This is a genomic window from Solirubrobacter pauli (assembly GCF_003633755.1).
In the GTDB taxonomy this organism is placed as follows: domain Bacteria; phylum Actinomycetota; class Thermoleophilia; order Solirubrobacterales; family Solirubrobacteraceae; genus Solirubrobacter; species Solirubrobacter pauli.
On record NZ_RBIL01000002.1, the window covers coordinates 436,785 to 458,540 of the forward strand.

The following is a 21,756-nucleotide window of genomic DNA, read 5'->3' on the forward strand; positions in this document are numbered from 1 at the left end:
TTTCAAGAATCGAAGCCCAGCCCGAGGCGGTCGAGCGTGCGCAGCCAGAGTCCTCTCCGGCCCGCGTTGCGGTCGGCCGCCGCGAGCCGGCCGCGCGTGTACTGGATGACCGCGTAGCGCAGCGGCTCGGGCGGGAACGGGATCGGCTTGCTGCGCACGTAGCGCGTGCGGGTCGCGTCCGTCATGCGTCCGTCGAGGACGTCCACCGCGGTACGCCCGCCGAAGCGCGCGGCCGCCACGCCCAGGCCGGTGTACCCCGTCGCGTACGCGAGCCGGCCCTGATGTGCAGTGCCGAAGAACACGCTGAAGCGGCTGCTGGTGTCGATCGCCCCGCCCCAGCGATGGGTGAAGCGCGTGCCCTCAAGCTGCGGGAACGTGTGGAAGAAGTGCTGGGCGAGCGTGGCGAAGGTGGCGTCGTGCTCGTCGTGGCGCGGGCCGACCGGACCCTTGTAACGGTAAACCGCGTCCCACCCACCGTAGAGGATGCGGCCGTCCCGGGTCCGGCGGTAATAGTGGAACTGGTTGCCACCGTCACCGATGCCCTGGCGATTGGCCCACCCGACTTCCCGTAAGTCCACAGGCTCGGTCATCAGCGCGTAGTCGTACACCGGCACGACGTAGCGCTTGATGGCCCGCAGCAGCGGCGGGTAGGCGCTCGTCGCCAGCAGCACGCGGCCCGCCTTCACCCGGCCCTGCGCCGTCAGCACGTGCAGGTCGTCGGTGACGTGGTGGGCGGCGGAGTGCTCGTAGATGCGGACGCCCGCGCGCAACGCGGCGTCGCGCAGGCCGAGCGCGAGCTTGCCCGGGTCCAGGATGCCGGCGCCGGTGTGGTCCCAGACGCCACCGAGGTAGGTGGGGGAGGCGACCTGCGCCTGCATCGCGGCCTGGTCGAGCACGGTGACCTCGTGGCCGAAGCGCGTGAGCAGCTCGCGCTCCTCCTCCAGCCACGGCAGCTGGTACTCGTCCGTCAGGGCCAGCAGCTCGCCGGTGGCCTCGAAGTCGCAGTCGATGCCGTGCGTCTGGAGGTCCGCTCGGAGGCCGTCGAAGTTCTCCAGCGCGAGCCGCTCCAGGACCGGCATCTCCTCGGCGAACCGCGCCATGCCGTTGTCGATCCCGTGGGTGAGCGACGCGACGACGAAGCCTCCGTTGCGCCCGCTGGCGCCGAATCCGGCGGTCTCGGCCTCCAGCACGACGACGTCCTTGCCCTGCTGCGCGGCGTAGAGCGCCGCCCACAGCCCGGTGAAGCCACCGCCGACGATGCACAGGTCCGCGGACGTGGCCTCCGTCAGGGCCGGCGTCGGGGCGTGCGGCGTCCGTAGCCAGTACGAACGCGGCTCCGCGTCCCGGTAGCTCGCCCGGTGCGCGTCGGTGGGCGCGGTGGTGGGCCAGGGCATCCGCTACCGCAGCGCCTCGGCGAGCTGGAGCAGCGCGAGCTCGCCGCGATGGCGGCCGACGAGCTGCAGGCCGACGGGCAACCCGCTCGGGGTGAACCCCGCCGGCACGGCCAGGGCGGGGTGGCCGGTGACCGTGATCCGGCTGCAGGAGCGGAACCACTCGAGGTAGGAGCCCATCCGCTGCCCGGCGATCTCGGTCGGGTACTCCAGGTCGACGCTGAACGGCGCGACCTGCGTGACGGGTGCGGCCAGGAAGTCGTAGCGGGTCAGGAACTCGCGCATCCGGGTGAACAGCTCGCCTCGGAGGGCGAGCGCCTTCGCGATCCGCGCCGCGTCCAGGTGCTGGCCGAAGCGGATGTTCGCCCGCAGCGTCGGCTTGACGTCGTCGATGATGTCCTCGAAGGCGGCCGCGAACCCGACGCCGCGCAGCACCTCGAAGCACTCGTCGGCGCCGCTGAAGTCCGGCTCCGCGTCCTCGACGACGCAGCCCAGGTCCTCGAGCGCGGCGCGCGCCGTCTGCAGGACGGCGGTGACCTCGGGCTCGACGGGCAGCCCGCCGAGCGTCTCGCTCCAGGCGATCCGCAGACCCGCCGGGTCCGACCGCAGGTCGGCGGGGAGCGGCCAGGGCTCCTGGATCGAGAGCGGGTCGCGGGTATCGGGGCCGGCGAGGGCCGAGAACAGCAGCGCGACGTCCTGCGGCGTGCGGGCGATCGCCCCGAGCACCGGGAACGGGTTGTACGGATCGCCAGGGCCATGGTCCGGGATCCGGCCCGGCGTGGGGCGCAGGCCGTAGAGGCCGCAGAACGCGGCCGGGTTGCGCACGCTCGCACCCAGGTCGGAGCCGTCGGCGAACGGGATCATCCCCGCCGCGACGGCCGCCGCCGCGCCGCCGCTCGACCCACCCGGCGTCCGGGACAGGTCGTACGGGTTTCGCGTCGCGCCGAACACCGGGTTGAACGTCTGCGAGCCGGCGCCGAACTCGGGCGTGTTCGTCTTGCCGATGATCACCGCACCGGCCTGCCGCAGCCGCTCGACCAGCAGCGAGTCGCTCGTCGGCACGTGCTGGGCGAACAGCGGCGAGCCGTAGGTGGTGCGCATGCCCGCCGTGTCCTCGAGGTCCTTGACGGCGATCGGCAAGCCCTGCAGCGGGCCAGGCGGCGCCTCGTCGGCGGCCTTCAGCGCGAGCTCGGGATCCAGCTGCGTGACGATCGCGTTCACGAGCGGGTTCATCTCCTCGATCCGCTCGAGGTGGCTCTGCATCACCTCACGCGCGCTGAGCTCCCGGGCGCGGATGCCCGCGGCGAACTCCGACGCGGATCGCCCCCACACGCCGCCGGACTCTACTAGCGCCCGCGGCGGTCTCGCGCATCTCGACGTTGCCGTCACGACGACCTGCTGACGGTAAGTTCCGCCTTCACGCATTTCGGGACGACGTCCGCGAAGCTCGAGCTGCTGATCCACCTTGGAGGCCAGCTTCGGCTCAGACAAGTTTTCGTGGACGTAAAGACCTGCAGCAGAACGGCGATTCCGGAGTGATTACGGAAAGGTCTTGCACCCTTAAGCGGCGAGTGCCGGGGCGGCGTGGTGAGCCGGGGTGAAGCGCAGCTCGGTGACCGCCGCGGCGCGCTCGCGGTCCATCAGCTCAACGGTCGCCCAGCCTTCGGCCTGCAACGTGCCTGACGCCAGCAGCGCCTGCCAGTCACCGACCTGGCGGTCCATCTCACTGTCAGAGACGGTCCGGCCGCGGGCGCGCTGGCCCGCCTCCGCGACGGCCCGGTCCGCGTGCAGCAGGAGCAGGTGCGCCGGGCGTCCGCGCAGCGTGGCGAGCGCGAGGATGGTCCGCCGGGCCACGGTCTTCGTCCCGCGCGAGTGGATGACCGCGGGCTTCGCGCCGGCGATCGCCATCGCGATCCGCGCGTAGTGGCCGAGGTACAGGAGCGGGCCGCGACGCGCACGGTCGTCGGTGTCCACCACGGTCGCGAGCTCACGGTCGACCGCGCGCCGCAGCAGCGTCGTCTTCCCCGCCCCGGGCACGCCGGCGACGACGATCACGGAGTCTGAGGGGAAGATGAGATCCATGGCCCCCAGTGTGGGGGCCATGGATAACGATCTCCTTTAGCGCAGGCGACGGACGATGAAGAACAGCACCGCCGCGCCGACCGCGGCGAGCGCCACCTTCTTCGGGTCCCGCTTGACGCGTTCCAGCGCGCCGCCGGCCGCGCCCTGCTCCTCGTTGATCGGCGGGGCGGCGCCGAGCGGCTGCTTCGGGATCGACGCGGCCTCGGGCGGGGCCGCGTGGGGCGACGACCCCTGACCGCGTTTGTCCGGCCACCGGGATGACGTCGAGTCGGCGGGCGCCGCGGAGTCGGCGGCCTCGGGCTCGTCGGCCGTGATCGGCGGCGTGGGTGCGTCCGCCGGGTCCTGCGCCTGCGAGAACGCGGCCGCGGCGGGCGGCGTGTGCAGCGCGCCGGGCGCGTCGGCGGGCGGCGAGTCCAGCGCGCCCACGGGCGGGCCCTCGTCCTCGGCGTCCGAGGCGAGCGGCGACGTGTCGCCGATCACGGTCGTGTCCGCGGTCTCGTCGGTCGCGCTCAGCGAGGCGTCGTCCGCGGGCGGCTCGAGCGCGGGCAGCTCGTCGGCGGGCTCGAGCGCGGCGGGCTCGTCGGCGGGTTCGAGCGCGGGCTGCTCGGTCGTGGCCTCGTTGGCGGGCGCGTCCGTCGTCGCCTCGTCGGTCGTGGCCTCGCCCGCCAGCGTCGCGTCCTCCTCGGCGCGGTCGAGCGAGACGGCGGCGACGTCGTCGTCCGCGGGCTCGGCGAACAGCGGCGGCGCGTCGACCGCGTCGGTCGGCTCGTCCTTCGGCGCGACGGCCCCGAACGGCGCCGTCTCGTAGAGGCCGCTCGCGGCCGGCGGCTCGTCCGGGATCTGCGCCGACTCGATCTCCGCCGGGCTCGGCGGCTCGGCGGGCGGCGGCGCGTCGATGGTCGGCTCGGCGGCCGAGCTCCATGAGGACGTGTCCTGCTCGTCGGTCGTCGTCTCGCCGCCACGGGCCTGCCAGGCCGGCTCGTCCTTCTGGCCCCAGCCCGTGGGGGCCGGCGGCTCGTCGGTCGACGGCAGGCCACTGCCCGAGTCGTCCTCGGAGTAGCCGAGCCCGTAGTGCGCGTACAGGCGGCGCTCCTCGGACTGGTCGATGCGCGGCTCGGCACCGATGCCGGGCGCGCTCTTGATCTTGTCGGCGGTGTGGGCGACGCGGATCGACCGCGACTCGACGCTCGCGTCGGCGAGCGGGACGAAGCGGGCGTCGGAGCCGTCGACGTCCACCAGGACCCACTCGGGGCGCCCGGTCTCGCGGTCGAGGTAGATCTCACGAACACCGCCCAGCCGCTGCCCGCTCGAATCGAGGACGTCGCGGCCGGGCCATTCGCCGTAGTCGCCGAATTGGGACTGGGTGGGCAGCTGAGCCATATCGGAATCTTTGCCCATCTCGAGCTTCGACTACGCCTCGGGTACGGTGAGGAACTCATGACCGACCCCAGCGCGCTGCTCGAGCGGCACAGGCCACGCCTCGTCTACGACGCGCAGGAAGCGTATTTCGCCGACTCGGCGGCGATCTGGACGGACTCCCCGACCAACGAGCTGCGTCGCGCCGACGGGACGGTCATCGCCAAGCCGCCGACGCTCACGCTCGACTACCTCGGCACGTACCCGGCGCAGAAGGGCGACGTGATCGGGGACCGGAGCCGTGCGTACGAGGCGAGTGCCCGCGCGCTCCACGCCCAGCCCCGGTACGCGAACCGCGCGTACGGCCACGCCCGGCGCGACCGGAACGGCCGTCTGTGGCTCCAGTACTGGCTTTTCTACTACTACAACGACTTCAAGATCCTCGGGAACCTGCTTTCCGGCGGCAAGCACGAGGGCGACTGGGAGCTCGTCCAGATCGAGCTCGACGACGACGAGCGGCCGGTCCGCGCCGTCTTCACCCAGCACCGCGAGGCCGAGGTCCAGCCGTGGGATCGGGTCGTCAAGCACGGGGCGCGGCCGCTCGTGTACGTCGCCCGCGGCTCGCACGCGAACTACTTCGGCCCCGGCACGCACTGGACCGGGCACTGGGTCGATCGCGCCGACGGCAAGGGCCCGCGGATCGACCCGGCGCTCGAGATCGTCGAGACCGACACGCCGAAGTGGCTCCACTGGCCGGGTCATTGGGGTGACACGAAGGCCGGCGGACCGCTCGACTCCAACAGCCCGACGAGCCCCGGCTCGCGCCGCCACTGGAAGGACCCGCTGGCGCTCATCCAGCAGGCGACGCCGACCAGGCCCGCCCCGCAGACGCCCGCCCCGAAGACGAGCGTCCGGCGCGAGGGGGACGCGCTGGTCGTCGCTTATGAAGCGGACCCCGCGGCCACGCAGCTCGTCGTCGCCAACCGGCCCGCGGACAGCGAGGAGCCCGCGCAGGTCACGACCATCGACCTCGCGTCTCCGCGTGGCGAGATCACGATCCCCGCCCAGAGCGGCGACGACGACGTCTGGACCAGCGCCGTCGCTCCCGACAAGGCGCCGAGCGACAGCGTCTAGCCATCGTCGCGGGCGAGGTCGCCCGCGGTCAGCGGCCGCCGGGCCACGAGCTCCCCGAGCTGGGCCTGCAGGCGGTCCAGCTCCGGCGCGCCGACCCGCGCCGCCCAGCGCTCGCGGACGTCGTCGAACAACCCGCTGCCGATGGCCACCATCTCGTGGCCCCGCGGCGTGACCCGCAGCCGCTTGCGGCGCGCGTCGCCGGGGTCGGCTTCCCGGGTGACGTACCCGAGCGCCTCGAGCGCGGCGATCGTCTTCGCCGCCGCCTGCTTGGTGACCGCCAGCCGGCGCCCGAGGTCCGACGCGGTCTCGGCGCCGCCGTCGATGGCGCGCAGCGCGAACTCGTGCACGGGGCGTACGCCCGCGTGGCCGCGGCGGTCCAGCTCCGCGACCACCTCGTCGACCATCGTGTGGAAGCCGCCGAGCAGCAGCATGGCGAGCTCGGCGCCCTGTGACTGAGCCATGTAGAGCAGGGTATCGACAACGAGGTTGTCCAGGTGCTAGATTGGACAACATGGTTGTCGATCATCACCGCGCCTCGGTCAACGGCACCGAGCTCCACTACGTCTCCGCCGGCAGCGACGGAACGCCGGTCCTGCTCGTCCACGGCTTCCCGGAGAGCTGGTGGACGTTCCGCTCCCTGATCCCGCTGCTGAGCGAGCGGCACCGCGTCTTCGCCGTGGACCTGCGCGGCTTCGGCGACTCCGCGACCGCCGAGCCCGACCACGACAGCGCCACCGCCGCCGCCGACCTCGCCGCGCTGATCGAGCATCTGGACGTCGGCCCGGTGCACCTCACGGGCCAGGACATCAGCGGCCCGACGACGTTCCGCGTCGCCGCCACCCGCCCGGAGCTCGTCCGGAGCCTCACGGCGATCGAGACCGGCCTACCGGGGTTCGGCCTCGAGCAGCTTGCCGACGTGGCGTGGCACATCCGGGCGCTCGCGGCCCCGGGCGTCGCACACCTGTTCTTCGAGGGTCGCGAACGGGTGCTGGTCGCCAACCTCACGCCCTTCAAGGGCGAGGACCTGACCGCGATCGCCGGCAGCTACGCCCGCCCCGACGGCTTCAACGGCGCCGCCGGCCTCTACCGGTCGATGCTCGCCGAGGGTGACGAGATCCGCTCGCTGCCGAAGCTCACGCAACCCGTCCTGACGATCGGCGGCGGCTCGGGAGACTTCACCGCCGCCGCCTTCCGCCAGGTCGCGGCCGACGTCACCGAGGTCGTCCTCGACAGCACGGCCCACTACCTCGCACTCGAAGCGCCGGACCAGCTGGCCGCGGCGCTCCTCGGCTTCCTCGACTAGCCCGTGTTGCGCATGCCGGCCGCGATCCCCGTGATCGTGGCCAGCAGCGGCCCGCGCGCCTCGTCGCGCCCCGCGCGCAGGCGGCGCAGGAGCTCGACCTGGAGGTGCGAGAGCGGGTCGATCCACGGGTTGCGGTGCTCGAGCCGGGCCTGGAGCGCCGGCGTCTGCTCGAGCAGGCGCTGCTGGTTCGTGATCGCCAGCACGCGCTCGACGACGGCCTCGTGCTCGGCCTTCAGGTCGCTCCAGAAGCGCTCGGCGATGTCGTCGTCCACCAGCGACAGGTAGCGCTCGGCGACTCCGAGGTCGGTCTTGAACAGCGCCATCTCCAGCGTGCCGATCAGCCCGGTGAAGAACGGCCAGTCGCGGAACATCTCGCGCTGCATCTCGAGGTCGCCGGAGGCGAGCGATTCGCCCGCCCCGTACCAGGACGTGAGCAGCACGCGGTTCTGCATCCACGCGAAGACCCACGGGATCGCCCGCAGCGACTCGACGGCGCTGGAGCCCTTCCGCGAAGGCGGCCGGGAGCCGATGTTCAGCTGCGAGAGCTCGGCGATCGGCGCGATCTGGTTGAAGAACCGGATGAACTCCGGATCGTCGTAGACCAGGCCCCGGTACTTCTGGCGCGAGACCAGCGACAGCCGCGCCATCTCCTCGCGCCACTCGACCTTGATCGGCGGGTTCGGCAGCGCGCTCGCCAGCAGCACGGCCGACACCGTCTGCTCCAGCGAGCGCTGCGCGAGCTCCTCGTCGGCGTAGCGCGCCGCGATCGTCTCGCCCTGCTCGGTGATCCGGATCCGGCCTTCGACCGTGCCCTCCGGCTGCGCGAGGATCGCGCGGTACGTGCGTCCACCGCCGCGCGACGGCGAGCCGCCGCGGCCGTGGAAGAGCTCCAGCTGCAGGTCCAGCTCCTTGGCCTGCGCCGCGAGCTGCTCCTGGGCGTTGTAGAGCGCCCACGTGGACGCGACGTAGCCCGTGTCCTTGCCCGAGTCCGAGTAGCCGACCATCACCGTCTGGCGGTTGGCCTGCGTGCGCAGGTGCGTCAGGTACGGCTCGACGGCGTAGAGCGAGGCCATCGTGGCCGGCGCCTCCTCGAGCGCCTGGCGGGTCTCGAACAGCGGCACCATCCGCAGTGACGTCGCCCGCGCGCGCTGCGCGAGCCAGTGCGCGGCGAGCACGTCCGAGGGGCGCTCGGTCATCGAGATCACGAACGCGGGCACCGACTGCGGACCGAACGCCTCGGCGCTCAGCGCGACGGTGTCCAGCACGCGCAGCAGCTCGCCGGCCTCGCCACCCGGGTCGTGCGTGATGCCACGCCGGCCCGACTCCAGGGCCTCGGTGAGCAGCGCCATCCGGCCGGGCTCGTCGGCGTCGGCGAAGCCGGGCAGCGTCGCGCCCGTCGCCTCGCGGACGACGTTCGCCCCCTGGCGGATGTCGATCCCGGCCAGGTGGAAGCCGAAGACCTCGACCTGCCACAGCAGCCGCCGGATCGACCCGCTCGCCACGTGGCGTGAGTTCACGTGCGCGAGGACGAGCCGCAGGTCGATCGCCAGCGCCTGCGCGTCGGCGTAGCCGGGCTCGCGGCCGCGCGGCGTCAGCGTGTTGCCGAGCCGGTGGTGGACGAAGCCGAGCTTGGTGCGCAGCGGCTCCCACTCGCGGTGGGGGCGCCGCAGCACGGGCGCGGTCGGCAGCTCCTGCGCGTCCTGCGCGAGGGAGTCCTCGAGCTCCTGGGAGACCGGGACGCGCAGCGAGGAGTGCGAGAACGACTGGGCGAGCTTGTCGACGCGGGTGCGCAGGAGCGTCAGCGCCGTCGACCGGTGCAGCGCGAGCGCGCTCGCCAGCGTGTCGGCGCCGACCTCGGGGTGGCCGTCCATGTCGCCGCCGGTCCAGGAGCCGTAGGTGAGGACGGGCTGGACGAGGTTCACGCCCAGCTCGTGCTCGATCTCGTCCAGGACGGCGGGGATCGCGTCGAACAGGACCGCCTCGAAGAAGAACAGGTTGCGGCGAACCTCGTCCTCGACCTTCGGACGCACGCGGCGCAGCTCGTCGGTCTGCCACCACAGCGTCAGGTCCTCGCGCAGCTCGCTGAGGAGGTGACGGCGCCGGGCGTGGCCGGTGCGCGGGTCGTCGAGCTTGTCGAGCAGGCCCGCGACGTCCCACTGGTGGTCGAGGACGGAGCGCCGCGTGGCCTCCGTCGGATGCGCGGTGAGCACGTGCTCGATCTGCAGCTTGCCCATCAGCGGCCCGATGTCGATGTTGCGGTCGCGCAGGATCTGCGCGGTCTCCGCGAGCGACTCGCGCTGGGTCGCGCCGGTCTGGTCGTACTGGCGCCGGCGGCGCGCGCGCTCGCGCTCCTCGGCGATGTTCGCGAGCTGGAGCTCGAGCGAGCAGGCGCGGATGATCGGCTCGACCGACTCGTCCGGCACACCACGCAGATAGGCGACCAGCCGCTCGGCGGCGCCCTCGTCGCCTGCGCGCACGGCGGCGGCCGTCTTGAACAGCCACTGCAGGCGGGAGGCGAACATCCGTCCCGCCTGCTCCTCGAGCACGCTGTTGAGCGCGTCCGAGAGGAGCGCCGTGTCCTGGGCAAGCCCATCCGTCGCCTGCGCGGGCGCAGGACTGGGCACATCAAGCCGCGTCATGTGGTCCGAAAGGCTACGAGACCATGCCCGCGGCGACTGTGTCCAGGGTGGATTCGTCGACGAGGATGAACGCGCCCGTCGCGTGGCAGCGCGCGTACGCGTCGGCCGCGATCTCACCGCCAAGGCGAAGCTTTACGTGAGCGATGTCGTTCAGGCGCAGTTCGTCGGCGGTCGGCCAGTCGAGCGACTCGAAGTCGATCCGGCCCTCGACGCTGTCGATCTTGGCCGGGACGGACCGCGTGCCGTGCTTGAGCTGGAAGCGGTCCCCGGGGCGGGCCGGGCGGTCGCCGAGCCAGCACACGGTCGCGCTCAGCTCACGCGTCGGCGCGGGCGCGTCCTCGACGGCGGCGATCAGCTCGCCGCGCGCGAGGTCGACCTCGTCCTCGAGCCGGATGGAGACCGACAGCGGCGCGTCGACCGTCTCGGCCACCCCGTCGGCGTCGCGCACCTCCGCCACGCGGGTCCGCGTGCCGGACGGCAGCACGACGACCTCGTCGCCCGCCTTGAGCGTGCCCGCGGCCAGACGGCCGGCGGCCCAGCGCGTGCCGCCCTCGCCGCGCAGCACGAGCTGCACGGGGAGCCGCGCCCCGTGGACGGCCGGCGGCTCGACGGGCACGGTCTCGAGCCGTTCGAGCAGCGGCGGCCCGTCGTACCAGGGCATGTCCGCCGAGCGCTCGACGACGTTGTCGCCCTTGAGCGCGCTGATCGGGATGAAGTCCGTCTCGTGCAGGCCGATGGCGGCCCCGAGCTCGAGGACCTCGCGCACGATCTCGTCGAACCGGGCCTCGCTGTAGTCGACGAGGTCCATCTTGTTGACGGCCACGATCACGTGCTCGACCTCCAGCAGAGCGGCGATCGCGGCGTGGCGGCGGCTCTGCTCGGTCAGGCCGGCGCGGGCGTCGACGAGCAGCAGCGCGAGGTCGGCGGTCGAGGCGCCGGTGACCATGTTGCGCGTGTACTGGGCGTGGCCCGGGCAGTCGGCGAGGATGAACCGCCGCCGTGGCGTCGCGAACGAGCGGTAGGCGACGTCGATGGTGATGCCCTGCTCGCGTTCGGCGCGCAGGCCGTCGGTGAGCAGCGCCAGGTCGAGCCCGTCGACGCTGCGCTCCTCCACGTGGGCGAGCTGGTCGGCCAGGACGGCCTTGGAGTCGTAGAGCAGGCGGCCGATCAGCGTCGACTTGCCGTCGTCGACGCTGCCGGCGGTGGCGAGCCTCAGGAGGTCCACGGCTTAGAAATACCCTTCGCGCTTGCGGTCTTCCATGGCGGCCTCGGTGGCCCGGTCGTCCGCGCGGGTCTCGCCCCGCTCCGTGATGTTGGTGGCCGCGATCTCCGCCACCACGTCCGGAAGTGTGCGGGCCAGTGAGCGAACTGCACCAGTACAGCTCATGTCGCCGACGGTGCGGTAGCGGACGGAGGCCGTGAACGGCTCCTCGCCGTCGATCAGCGTGATGAAGTCGCTGGTCGCGTACAGCATCCCGTCGCGCTCGAACACCTCGCGCTCGTGGGCCATGTAGATCGAGGGCAGCTCGAGCTCCTCGGAGGCGATGTACTGCCAGACGTCGAGCTCGGTCCAGTTCGAGATCGGGAACGCGCGGATGTTCTCGCCGGGGCGGACGCGCGCGTTGTAGAGGTCCCACAGCTCGGGGCGCTGGCGGCGCGGGTCCCACTGGCCGAAGTCGTCGCGCAGGCTGAGCACGCGCTCCTTCGCGCGTGAGCGCTCCTCGTCGCGGCGGGCGCCGCCGAAGCAGGCGTCCAGGCGGTGCTGGGCGATCGCGTCCAGCAGCGTGACCGTCTGCAGGCGGTTGCGCGAAGCGCGCGGACCGGTCTCCTCACGCACGCGGCCCGTGTCGATCGACTCCTGCACGGAGCCGACGAGCAGCTCCAGGCCCGTCTCGGCGACGAGCTTGTCCCGGAAGGCGATCACCTCGGGGAAGTTGTGACCGGTGTCGATGTGCAGCAACGGGAACGGCACGCGACCCGGCGCGAACGCCTTCTGGGCCAGCCGGACGAGGACGATCGAGTCCTTACCGCCGCTGAACAGCAGCGCCGGACGTTCGCGCTCGGCGGCCACCTCGCGGATGACGTGGATCGCCTCGGCCTCGAGCGCTCGCAGGTGCGAGAGCGCCGGGGTGGAGATGGCGGTCATACGTGCAGCCCGCATTCGGTCTTCGACAGCCCCGCCCAGCGGCCTTCGCGGCCCGTGCCGGGATTCGTGCACGGCGCGCAGCCGATCGACGAGTAGCCCTGGTCGTGGAGCGGGTGATACGGCAGGTCGCGCTCGAAGATCCGGTTCCAGAGGTCCTTCTCGGTCCACTCGACGAGCGGGTTGTACTTCCAGATCTGGCGCTTGTCGTCGAACTCGACCGGCTGCGCGTGCTCGCGCGTGGCCGACTGCTCGCGGCGGATGCCCGTGATCCAGGCGTCCGCGCCGTCGAGCGCACGTTCGAGCGCCGCGACCTTGCGGTCGCCGCAGCAGTGGGCCGGCCCGCTCCAGTCGCCGGTGGCGTCCTCGATCGCGATGTGCACGCCGAAGCGCTCCTCGAACGCGCGCCAGGTGGCGAGCGTCTCCGGGAACAGCACGCCGGTGTCGATGGTCACGATCCGCGCGTCCGGGGCGATCTTCACCAGCTCGTCGACGAGGATCGACTCCTCCTTCTGGAACGAGCAGAGCATCACGAGGCGGTCCCCGTGGCGCTCGACGGCCTCCGTCAGCACCTCGGTGACCGAGCTCATGCGACCGGCTCTTCGACCGGCGTGAGCTCGTCCGTCCACCACTGCGGGTCGGTCCGGCCCGCGAAGTCGCGGAACGTCTCGCCCTCGGCGTGGTGCGTCTCGTAGAGGGTGAAGATCCGCAGCAGCGTGTCGTTGAGCTCCCAGTTCGGGACCTTCTTGATCACGACGTCGCCGAACTTGGGGTCGGGGCCGAGGCGGCCGCCGATCCGGATGTCCATCGCCTCGACGAACTCGCCGTCGACCTTCTTGAGCACGCCCTCGATGCCGACGTCGGCGATCTGGTGCTGCGCGCAGCTCGACGAGCAGCCGGCGAAGTGCAGGCGGAAGTCGTCGCCGTGGCCGTTCGGCCGCACGTGCTCGTCCAGGAACTTGGCGATCTCCACCGCCGGGCCCTTGGTGTGGACCTTGGCCAGACCGCAGTACTCCTTGCCCGTGCACGTCTGCAGGCCGCGCTGGAAGAGCGTGGGGGTGGGGGTGAGCTCGCCGATCAGCGGCTCGAGCAGCAACCCGTCCACCTTGTCCGCCGGGATCCACGGCAGCAGCACGTTCTGCTGGTGGGTGAGGCGGAGGGCGTCGTCGGGGCGCGCGCCGTAGGTGCGGGCGAGCTCGGTCAGCTCGAGCAGCTGCGCGGCCTTCAGGCGGCCGACCGGCACGACGAGGCCGACCGTGCGGAAGGCGTCGTCGGACTGGGGGAGGACGCCGATGTGGTCCTCGCCCGGGCCGGGCGGCTTGGGCACGCCGCGGCGCAGCGGCCGGCCGACGCGGCGCTCGAGCTCTTCGCGCAGCGCCTCGGGCCCGACGCGGTCCACGAGGAACTTCAGGCGCGCCTTGCCGCGCGCCTTCCGGTTCTCCTCGGCGTCGCGGAAGATGCCGGTCATCCCCTCGATGACCTCCGGGGCCTCCTCCGGCGTGACGAAGACGTCCATCCAGCGCGCGAAGCGCGGCTGCGTGGACAGGCCGCCGCCGACGCGCAGGTTGAAGCCGCGCGTGCCGTCGTCGGCGATCGCGCCCGAGAGCGCGATGTCGTTGATCAGGCCGCGGGCGCAGTCCTCGGCGCAGCCCGTCACGGAGATCTTGTACTTGCGCGGGAGGTTCGAGTAGAGCTTGTTGTCCAGGAAGTGCTCGTGGATCGCCTCGGCGGTGGCGTAGCCGTCGACGACCTCGTCATGCGCGAGGCCGGACAGCGTGCAGCCGACGACGTTGCGGGTGATGTCGCCGCAGGCCCCCGAGCTCGTCAGCCCGACGCGGTCGAGGCGGGCGAAGATCTCCGGGATGTGCTCGAGCCGGATCCAGTGGATCTGGAAGCACTGGCGCGTCGTGCAGTCGATCACGCCGCGACCGAACTCCTCGGCGATGCCGGCCATCACCTCGGCCTGCTCGAGGCTCAGCTTGCCCTGGATGACCTTCGTCCGGAGCATGAAGTGCCCGTCGCCGGTGTTGTGCGCGTAGAGCCCGTACCACTTGAGCAGGCCGACGTGGTCGGGGCTCAGCGTCTCCCACCCCTCGCGCGCGGCGCGGAGCAGCTCGGGCAGTACGTCGAGGCCGTCAGTCTCGGCCTTAATGCGTTCGATCTTGCTCATGGGGTTCCCCGAAGGTACCCGCCGGAGGAGCAAATCACAAGGAATCGGATCAGGATTAAGTTGATTCTTTCCCGATCGCCTTTGTCGAGTTTATACCAGGGAACGGCCTGGCGCGCGAACCGGCCAGAATCCCGGGCGATGGCGCTGATCGCATCGGCCCGGGAACGCCCGTTCGGCGCCGACGAGCTCTTCATGTGGACCACGGACCCGGCCGGGCGCTTCGTCGCGGCCGACGCCGTGTTCGCGCGGTTGACGGGCTACGGGCGGGAGGCGATGCAGGGGCAGACGCACGCGTTCGTCCGGCACCCGGCGATGCCGGTCGCGCTGCTGCCGCCCCAGCCGGGGCCGATGTACGTCCGCTACCTCGCCGAGGACGGGGCGAGCTTCTGGGCGCTCGTCCTGAGCGTGCCGGTGGCCGCGGGGGTGGCCGGGGTCGGCTTCAAGCCGGCCGGCGCGCCGTTCGATGCCGCGCGCGAGCGGCTGCAGGCGGCGCGCGAGGCGGAGCTGGCGGGGGAGGCGGTCGCCGTGCCCGACTTCCGCGCGGCGTTCGTGGCCGAGATGTCCGCGCGACCGGCGGCGCGGGACGCCGAGCTCGAAGCCGCCGCGCGGCGGCTCGCTCGCCTGGACGAGGCGTTCGCCGGCGCGGAGCGCAAGCGCGCGTTCGTGGAGGAGCTGGCGGAATCGATCCGGCTGTTCGCGTTGAACGCGATCCTGGCCGCGCACCGGCTGGCCGACTCGGCGGCGATCGGCGCGGTCGCCGGGCTGCTGCAGACGCGGTCCGACGCGGCCGTCCCGGACCTGCTCGCGCTCAGCGGCGAGATCGAGCGGGTGGCGGCGGCGCACGCGGAGGCGCGGTTCGCGGTCGCGGCCGCGCAGCTCCTGGCCGCGCACCCCCAGACGGGGGAGGCCGCGGCGGTGGCGCGCGCGGCCGTCGCGCGGACCGTCGGGACGCTGGACGCGGCGCTCGAGCAGCTCGGCGCGGCGGTGGCGACGATCGACGGCCACTTCAAGACGATCCGCTTTCTCGAGCTGCAGGGCCGAATCGAGGCCGCCCGGGCGACGGACACCGGGCACGTGCTGACGCTCTTCGAGGAGATCGGACGTCAGGTACGGCTCGCCGGTGCCGAGCTCGCCGCGTTCGGGGCGCTGCGCTGACGCGTCAAGAACGGCCGCGCGACGGCCGACTATCCGGGGCACCATGAGTGCCGAGCGTCCCTTCGACATCGACGAGCTCTTCGTGTCCACGACGGACCGCAAGGGCCACATCCGCATGACCAACCACGTCTTCGTGCGGGTCAGTGGCTACGAGCGCGACGAGTTGATCGGGCGAGCGCACAACGTCATCCGCCACCCGGACATGCCGCGCTCGGTCTTCCGGCTCTTCTGGCAGTTCCTCGAAGCGGGCAACCCGGTCGCGGCGTACGTCAAGAACCTCGCGAAGGACGGCGCGCACTACTGGGTCATGGCGATCGCGATCCCGGCCGGCGAGGGCTACCTGTCCGTGCGCCTGAAGCCGACGTCGCCGCTGTTCACGCTCGCCCAGGAGATCTACGCCGACGTCCGCGCGGTCGAGGAGTCCGTCGAGGGCGGCGACCCGCGCATGCGCAAGGCCTCGATCGAGGCCGGCGCCGAGCGGCTGACGGCGCGGCTCGCCCAGGCCGGGCACGACACCTACGAGTCCTTCATGCGCGCGGCGTTCAGCGCCGAGGTCGCGGCCCGCGACGCCGCCCTGGCGGGCGTGTCGCGCGAGCTCGACCTGAAGGGCGCCGAGCCCGGCCTGCGTGCCGTCGGCGAGGCGTCGCAGAGCACCGTCGAGATGCTGCACGCGCTCGGGGAGCGCCTCGCGGGCCACGGCACGCTCTCGGAGTCCCTCAAGCGCAAGTCCGGGTTCGTCGAGGAGCTGGCGGAGTCGATCCGCCTGTTCTCGCTGAACGCGATCCTCGCGGCCGACCGGCTCGGCGACGGTCGCGCGCTGGGCGCCGTCGCGTCGCTGCTGCGCACCCGCTCCGACGCCGCCGCGCCCGAGATCCTCACCCTCGGCACCGAGCTCGAGCAGGCCGTCACGCTCCTCAGCGAGACCTCGTTCCGCGCCGCCGCGGGCAAGATCCAGACCGAGATGATGGCCGCGTTCGTCGGCGAGCTGCTCGACGCGAGCATGTCCACCGCGGACGCTGCACCGCAGCTGCGCCTGCTGGCCCAGGCCGTGGCCGAGGCGAGCACCGCCGTCTGCACCTCGATGGCCGACGTCGACACCGTGCTCGACCGCCTGGCGGGCGTGTCGCAGACCGTCGAGCGCCATCTGAGCGTCATCCGCGCCCTGGAGGTCAACGGTCGCATCGAGGCCGCCCGTGCCGCCGACACCGAGCAGGTCCGCGTTCTCTTCGAGGAGATCGGCAAGCAGGTCGAAGCCGCCGGCACCGAGCTGCAGGACTTCTCCGCCCTCGGTGATCGCGAGGACCGCGACGACGGCCGCGCGGCGCGCGAGTCGGCGGGCCACGTCGCGGCCGTCCAGTCGGCCGTGGCCGCGCTCGCATAGCCCCCCGAGCCGGACGCTATGCGCGCGCGAACTGCCGACTCGCGACGCTAGTCGAACAACGAGTCCGGCGACACCGTCAGCCGGCGCGCGGTCACGATCGGCGCCCCGCGGGGGTTCAGCGGGTCGTCGGGCAACCGCGTGACGTCGCAGCACGCCAGCACCTCGGGCGTGAGGAAGCGCGACGGCTTGCCGTAGCCGTGCGCGTCGTCGAACCCGCGCGGGCGGTGGTGGTAGCGGACCGGCACGTACATCGACAGCGTGCGCCGCGCGCGGGTCATCCCGACGTAGAGCAGGCGGCGCTCCTCGTCGATCTGCTCGCTCGTGCCCGCGGCCATGTCGGCGGGGAAGTTGCCGTCGTAGACCGCCAGCACGTGGACGTGGTCCCACTCGAGGCCCTTGGCGCTGTGGATCGTCGACAGCGTCAAATAGTCCTCGTCGAGATGTGGCGGCTGCGCGAGGTCGGCGCTCGACTGCGGCGGGTCCAGCACGAGCTCGGCGACGAAGTGGCGCGGATCGTTGGCCTGGTGCGCGGCCGCGACGAGCTGGTCGAGGTCCTGGACACGCACGCCGCCGTCGGGGTAGCGCGCCTTCACGAGCGGCGCGAGCACCTCGCGCAGCCCTTCGGCGCGTGGACCGGCGCGCTGCTCGTCGCGGGCGACGGCGAGCGCGGCGATCAGCGCGTCCGCGCTCGCGCGGGTGGCCGACGGGATGACCTCGCGCGCCGCGGGCCACGCCGCGAGCCGGTCGGGCACGGCCGCCAGCCGGCCTTCGCCCGCCTCGTCACGAGCGCTCGCCGACAGGCCGCGCCGGGTGGCCGCGCCGCCCGCGTCAGCCGCCTCGCTCGGCTCGCCGGCGCCACGCGCGTCGTCGCCGGCCATCACCGCCATGGCCTTGCGTGCGCTCGCCGGGCCGAGACCCTCGACGAGCTGCAGGACGCGGAACCACGCGATGTCGTCGCCGCCGTTGTCGGCCAGGCGGAGCAGCGCCACGAAGTCCTTCACGTGCGCCGCCTCGAGGTACTTCAGGCCGCCGTACTTGACGTACGGGATCTTCCTCCTGAGCAGCTCGAGCTCCAGCGCGTCGCTGTCGTGGGACGTGCGGGCGAGCACGGCCTGGTCGCGCAGGTCGGAGCCGTTCTCGCGCGCCTCCAGCACCCGGTTCGCGACCTCCTCGGCCTGCGCCGCCTCATCGCGGATGTGGACCACGCGGGGGCGGACGCCGCCCGGGCGGTCGGCCCGCAGGCGCTTGGGGAAGGCACGCGTGGCCTGGGCGGCGAGCTCGTTGGCCGCGTCCAGCACGGGCTGCGTCGAGCGGTAGTTGCGCTCGAGCGTCACGACGCGCGTGCCCGGGAAGTGCTCCGGGAAGTCGAGGATGTGCCCGGCCGACGCGGAGCGGAAGCCGTAGATGGCCTGGAAGTCGTCGCCGACCGCGGTCACGTCGCAGCCGAAGCCGCCGAGCGCCTGCGCGAGGTCCACCTGGAGCCCGTTGACGTCCTGGTACTCGTCGATCAGCACGTGGTCGAACGACGAGGCCAGGCGCGGCCCGATCACCTCGTCGCGCGCCAGCGCCCGCCACATCAGCAGCAGGTCGTCGAGGTCGATCACGCCCAGCGACTTCTTGCGCGCCGTGTACTCGCGGAACAGCGCGCTGATCGCCTCGCGGTGGTCCTCCACCCACGGGAAGTGCTCCGCGATCACACCCGACAGCGGCTGCTGCGCGTTGACCGTGCGCGAGTAGATGTCCAGCAGCGTCCCCTTCTTCGGGAACCGCGTGCGGGCCTTCGCGTGGCCGGCCTCCTCGCGCAGGAGGTCCAGCACGTCGGCCGCGTCGCCCGCGTCCAGCACGCCGAACCCACCCGGCAGGCCGAGCGCCGCGGCGTGCCTTCGCACCAACCGGTGCGCGACCGAGTGGAACGTGCCGCCGAGGACGCGTGAGGACGCCGGCACGAGCCCCCGCGCGCGCTGCAGCATCTCCCGCGAGGCCCGACGCGTGAAGGTCAGCAGCAGGATCCGCTCCGAAGGGACGCCCTCGGCCACGAGCCACGCGACGCGCGCGCAGAGCGTGGTCGTCTTGCCCGTGCCCGCCCCCGCGAGGATCAGCAGCGGGCCGCCCGTGTGGGTCGCCGCCGCCCGCTGCTCGTCGTTGAGCTCCTCGAGCCAGTGCCGCTCGCTCGTCTCCGCCAAGACCGCCATCGGACGAGCAACGCTATTTGCGGGATCGGACGACTCCATGCAGCCCTAGCACGGAACCCCTCACCGGTAATAGGATCGTCGGCGATGGAGGCCCACGTTCGTCCGCTCAGGGCCGACGCCGCTCGCAACCGCGCCCGCGTCCTAGACGCCGCGCGGTCGGCCTTCGCAGAGGCCGGGCTCGATGTGGGGGTCGAGGAGATCGCCCGCCGCGCCGGCGTCGGCAAAGGCACGCTCTACCGCCGCTTTCCCACGAAGGAGGCGCTCGTCTGCGCCATCTTCGAGGACATCCTCGTCGACTTCGAGCAGGTGTCGCAGGAGGCACTCTCCGGCGAGGCGGTGGGGGAGGCGTTCGAGCACTTCCTGAAGACCGCCGGGGTCATGCAGGCCTCCAACCAGGGGTTCTACGACGTCGTCTCGCGCGGCGGGGCGGAGGTGCTGACCCCGGAGCAGCGCGAGCGCTTCCGGGCGGCGGCCGGCGGGCCGCTGGAGCGCGCCCAGCAGGCCGGTGTGATCCGCGACGACCTCGTGGCCGACGACCTGCTGATGATCTTCCGCATGCTCGGCCCGACGACGCGGTCGTTCGAGGGCAAGCACTCGCTCGACGACCACTGGCCGCGCTACCTTGGCCTGCTGCTGGACGCGATGCGCCCCGCGGCCGCGAACCCGCTGCCCGCGGAGCCCTGGCGGCCGCCCGGCCCGGCGGCTTAAACGCCGAGCGGCGCCCCGGAGGACGCCGCTCGGACGCAACGCGTGACGGGGCTTAGACGGGCTCGCCGACCTTGAAGTGCGAGACGAGCTCGTTGAGCTCCTCGGCGGTCTTGGCCAGGTGCGCCGCGCTCGCCGCGATCTCCTGCGTGGACGCGGAGGTCTCCTGCGTGGACGCCGAGACCTGCTGGGCGGAAGCCGACGACTGCTCGGCGACCGCGGCCACCTCGCCGACGTCGCCCTCGGCCCGCGCCGAGTCGGACGCGATCTGCTCGACGGCGGTCGCGATCTCCGCGATCTGGAAGCCGACGCCCTCGACGGCGGCGTCGATCCGCAGGAACGCCTCCCGCGTCTGCTCGACGGTGTTCACGCCGTCCTCGGTGCGCGCGGCGTTGTCGGCCACGACGCCCACGACCTGGCGCGTCTGCGACTGCATCTCGCCGATCAGGCTGGAGATCTCGGCGGCCGCGACCTGCGACTCCTCGGCCAGCTTGCGGACCTCCTCGGCGACGACGGCGAAGCCCTTGCCCTGCTCACCGGCGCGGGCGGCCTCGATCGCGGCGTTGAGGGCGAGCAGGTTGGTCTGCTCGGCCAGCGCGGTGATGGTGCCGACGATGCCGCCGATCTTCTCCGAGCGCGAGGACAGGTCCTCGATCGCGGAGCCGACCGACGCCGACGCGTCGGCGACCGAGCGGATGGCGGCCGTGGCCGACTCGGCGGCGGCGACGCCCTCGCGGGCGACCTCGCGGGCCTCGGAGGCGGCACGGGCGGTGTCGGACGCGGTCTGCGCGCTCGCCGAGGCGGCCGTGCTGGCCTCCTGGACGGCGACGCGGGTGGACTCGACCATGCGCACCTGGCGCTCGGCGCCCTGGGCGACGTCGGTCACGGCGTGGGCGATCTCGCCCGCGGCGCGGCCGGCCTCCTCCGAGGAGGACGCGACCTGCTGGGAGGCGGAGCTGACGGACTCGGCGGAGCGCGTGACCTCGCCGATCAGGTGCCCGAGCTCCTCGCGCATCGCGCCGTAGGCGCTGATCGAGCGGTCGGCCTTGGCGAGCATGGCGTTGAAGGTGGTGGCGAGCTGGCCGACCTCGTCGGTGGTGCGGACGTCGATCGGCTCGGTGGTGAGGGTGGCGGTGCGCGTGAAGTCGCCGGCCGCCGCGGCCTCGAGGCCGTCGGTGAGCGAGGTCAGGTCCTGCTCCTCCAGGCCGCGCAGGCGGGCCATCAGGCCCTTGACGGGGCCGACGACGCTGCGCGTGATCAGCACCGCGATGCCGGCGGCGACCAGCAGCGAGACGAGCGCGACGAGGAGCAGCGTGCGCGAGGTCGAGCCGGCGCGGGCGGCGACGGCGTCGGCGGTCGCGTCCGTGCCCTTGTTGACGGCGGCCTGCAGCGCGACGACCTCGGCGGCGAGATCGCCCGTCTGGTCGGAGATCTGCTCGACGTAGAGGGTGCGCGAGCCGTCGCGCTCCTCGACGGCGTCGACCGTCTCCTGGCGCGAGCGCTTGATCGCCTCGGTGGCGAGCTCGCCCCAGGCGCTGACCGACTTGGCGATGGCGTCGGCCTGCGTGGCGGCGGGCGTGCCGTCCGTCAGCTTCGACAGCTCGGCGGACTCGGCCTTGGCCTCTTTGAGCATCCGCTCGAAGCTGCCCTGGATCTCGTCCTGGGTCTTGAGGTCGCCGTCGTAGACGTAGAGGTGCTCGACGGTCTCACGACCGGCACCCTGGAGGTTCTGGCCGAGCTGGCCGGCGACGGCGAGGGACCGCACGTCGCGGTCGGAGAGACGCTGCGTGTCGGCCTTGAAGGTTCCGAACGCTTGCGTGGCGAGGATCGTGATCGCCAACATGGCGAACGCGAGGAGGCCGAAGCCGGCTCCCAGGCGAGCGGCAATCGGCAAGTTGGCGAGGCGTGACATGGTTCTGTCATCGGCCTGACGATCGACGGATTGATGAGACGCCCCTCATTCGGGGGACTTGTGGCGCATCCGCGTTCTCCAGGCAAAAACCGCCCAGTCGGCGGCCCCTGACGCGAAATGGCCGACGGGTCCGGTGATCAACCAGGCGGCGAAGCGCTCAGACATGGCCCTGGTTTGTATCGTTGACCGCCGC

At 72.5% G+C, this 21,756-nt stretch carries 17 protein-coding genes; 5 read left to right on the top strand and 12 right to left on the bottom strand.

Annotated features, from left to right (window positions below; all coding sequences use genetic code 11):
- Positions 1-2: 2 nt before the first annotated feature.
- The 4 genes from C8N24_RS21995 to C8N24_RS34760 all read right to left on the bottom strand — a co-directional run bounded on the left by C8N24_RS21995 (position 3) and on the right by C8N24_RS34760 (position 4,853).
- Entirely contained in the window at positions 3-1,394 is a 1,392-nt protein-coding gene (locus C8N24_RS21995; protein WP_121254155.1) for an NAD(P)/FAD-dependent oxidoreductase, read from the bottom strand.
- Between the two features lie 3 nt (positions 1,395-1,397).
- Positions 1,398-2,723, bottom strand: a complete 1,326-nt coding sequence (locus C8N24_RS22000) for an amidase family protein (RefSeq protein WP_211340105.1) — start codon at positions 2,721-2,723, stop codon at positions 1,398-1,400.
- 228 nt (positions 2,724-2,951) lie between these two features.
- Positions 2,952-3,473 (bottom strand): AAA family ATPase, encoded by a 522-nt coding sequence (locus C8N24_RS22005; protein WP_170179312.1) that lies wholly within the window; start codon positions 3,471-3,473, stop codon positions 2,952-2,954.
- A gap of 36 nt (positions 3,474-3,509) precedes the next feature.
- Positions 3,510-4,853: a PRC-barrel domain-containing protein gene (locus C8N24_RS34760; RefSeq protein ID WP_211340106.1), complete on the bottom strand. Its 1,344-nt coding sequence runs from the start codon at positions 4,851-4,853 to the stop codon at positions 3,510-3,512.
- A 57-nt stretch (positions 4,854-4,910) separates the two neighbouring features.
- Here C8N24_RS34760 and C8N24_RS22015 point away from each other — a divergent pair, with 57 nt between their 5' ends.
- Entirely contained in the window at positions 4,911-5,963 is a 1,053-nt protein-coding gene (locus C8N24_RS22015) for a hypothetical protein (RefSeq protein WP_121254162.1), read from the top strand.
- On the opposite strand, the gene C8N24_RS22020 is transcribed toward C8N24_RS22015, so the two are convergent.
- Positions 5,960-6,424 (bottom strand): MarR family winged helix-turn-helix transcriptional regulator, encoded by a 465-nt coding sequence (locus C8N24_RS22020; RefSeq protein ID WP_121254164.1) that lies wholly within the window; start codon positions 6,422-6,424, stop codon positions 5,960-5,962. The genes C8N24_RS22015 and C8N24_RS22020 overlap by 4 nt on opposite strands.
- Positions 6,425-6,474: 50 nt before the next feature.
- Between C8N24_RS22020 and C8N24_RS22025 the strand changes: the two genes are divergently transcribed.
- Positions 6,475-7,266 (top strand): alpha/beta fold hydrolase, encoded by a 792-nt coding sequence (locus tag C8N24_RS22025; protein WP_121254166.1) that lies wholly within the window; start codon positions 6,475-6,477, stop codon positions 7,264-7,266.
- Here the strand turns inward: C8N24_RS22025 and ppc are convergent.
- The 5 genes from ppc to C8N24_RS22050 are packed head-to-tail and all read right to left on the bottom strand — an operon-like array spanning position 7,263 to position 14,218.
- Complete coding sequence (ppc, locus tag C8N24_RS22030; protein WP_121254168.1) at positions 7,263-9,905, bottom strand: phosphoenolpyruvate carboxylase; 2,643 nt, start codon at positions 9,903-9,905, stop codon at positions 7,263-7,265. The two genes, C8N24_RS22025 and ppc, sit on opposite strands and share 4 nt — an antisense overlap.
- Before the next feature lie 13 nt (positions 9,906-9,918).
- Positions 9,919-11,130 carry a sulfate adenylyltransferase subunit 1 gene (locus tag C8N24_RS22035; protein ID WP_121254170.1) on the bottom strand — a complete coding sequence of 404 codons (1,212 nt, stop codon included), beginning with the start codon at positions 11,128-11,130 and terminating at the stop codon, positions 9,919-9,921.
- Positions 11,131-11,133: 3 nt separating this feature from the next.
- The gene (cysD, locus tag C8N24_RS22040; RefSeq protein WP_121254173.1) at positions 11,134-12,051 is read right to left on the bottom strand and encodes a sulfate adenylyltransferase subunit CysD; all 918 of its coding nucleotides are present in this window, start codon (positions 12,049-12,051) and stop codon (positions 11,134-11,136) included.
- Positions 12,048-12,638, bottom strand: coding sequence for a phosphoadenylyl-sulfate reductase (locus C8N24_RS22045; RefSeq protein WP_121254175.1), 591 nt, complete (start codon positions 12,636-12,638; stop codon positions 12,048-12,050). The genes cysD and C8N24_RS22045 overlap by 4 nt, the downstream gene beginning before the upstream one ends.
- A complete protein-coding gene (locus C8N24_RS22050; protein ID WP_121254177.1) occupies positions 12,635-14,218 on the bottom strand; it encodes a nitrite/sulfite reductase in 1,584 nt (527 codons plus the stop codon). The genes C8N24_RS22045 and C8N24_RS22050 overlap by 4 nt, the downstream gene beginning before the upstream one ends.
- Before the next feature lie 138 nt (positions 14,219-14,356).
- On the opposite strand from C8N24_RS22050, the gene C8N24_RS22055 reads away from it, so the two are divergent.
- Positions 14,357-15,373 carry a PAS domain-containing protein gene (locus C8N24_RS22055; RefSeq protein WP_121254179.1) on the top strand — a complete coding sequence of 339 codons (1,017 nt, stop codon included), beginning with the start codon at positions 14,357-14,359 and terminating at the stop codon, positions 15,371-15,373.
- A gap of 43 nt (positions 15,374-15,416) precedes the next feature.
- A complete protein-coding gene (locus C8N24_RS22060; protein WP_121254181.1) occupies positions 15,417-16,754 on the top strand; it encodes a PAS domain-containing protein in 1,338 nt (445 codons plus the stop codon).
- Positions 16,755-16,801: 47 nt separating this feature from the next.
- Here the strand turns inward: C8N24_RS22060 and C8N24_RS22065 are convergent, their stop codons facing one another.
- Positions 16,802-18,946: an ATP-dependent helicase gene (locus tag C8N24_RS22065; protein ID WP_170179313.1), complete on the bottom strand. Its 2,145-nt coding sequence runs from the start codon at positions 18,944-18,946 to the stop codon at positions 16,802-16,804.
- 84 nt (positions 18,947-19,030) lie between these two features.
- Here C8N24_RS22065 and C8N24_RS22070 point away from each other — a divergent pair, with 84 nt between their 5' ends.
- Positions 19,031-19,654, top strand: a complete 624-nt coding sequence (locus C8N24_RS22070) for a TetR/AcrR family transcriptional regulator (RefSeq protein WP_121254185.1) — start codon at positions 19,031-19,033, stop codon at positions 19,652-19,654.
- Positions 19,655-19,706: 52 nt separating this feature from the next.
- Here C8N24_RS22070 and C8N24_RS34215 read toward each other — a convergent pair whose 3' ends face one another.
- Positions 19,707-21,563 carry a methyl-accepting chemotaxis protein gene (locus tag C8N24_RS34215; protein WP_121254187.1) on the bottom strand — a complete coding sequence of 619 codons (1,857 nt, stop codon included), beginning with the start codon at positions 21,561-21,563 and terminating at the stop codon, positions 19,707-19,709.
- Between the last annotated feature and the right edge of the window lie 193 nt (positions 21,564-21,756).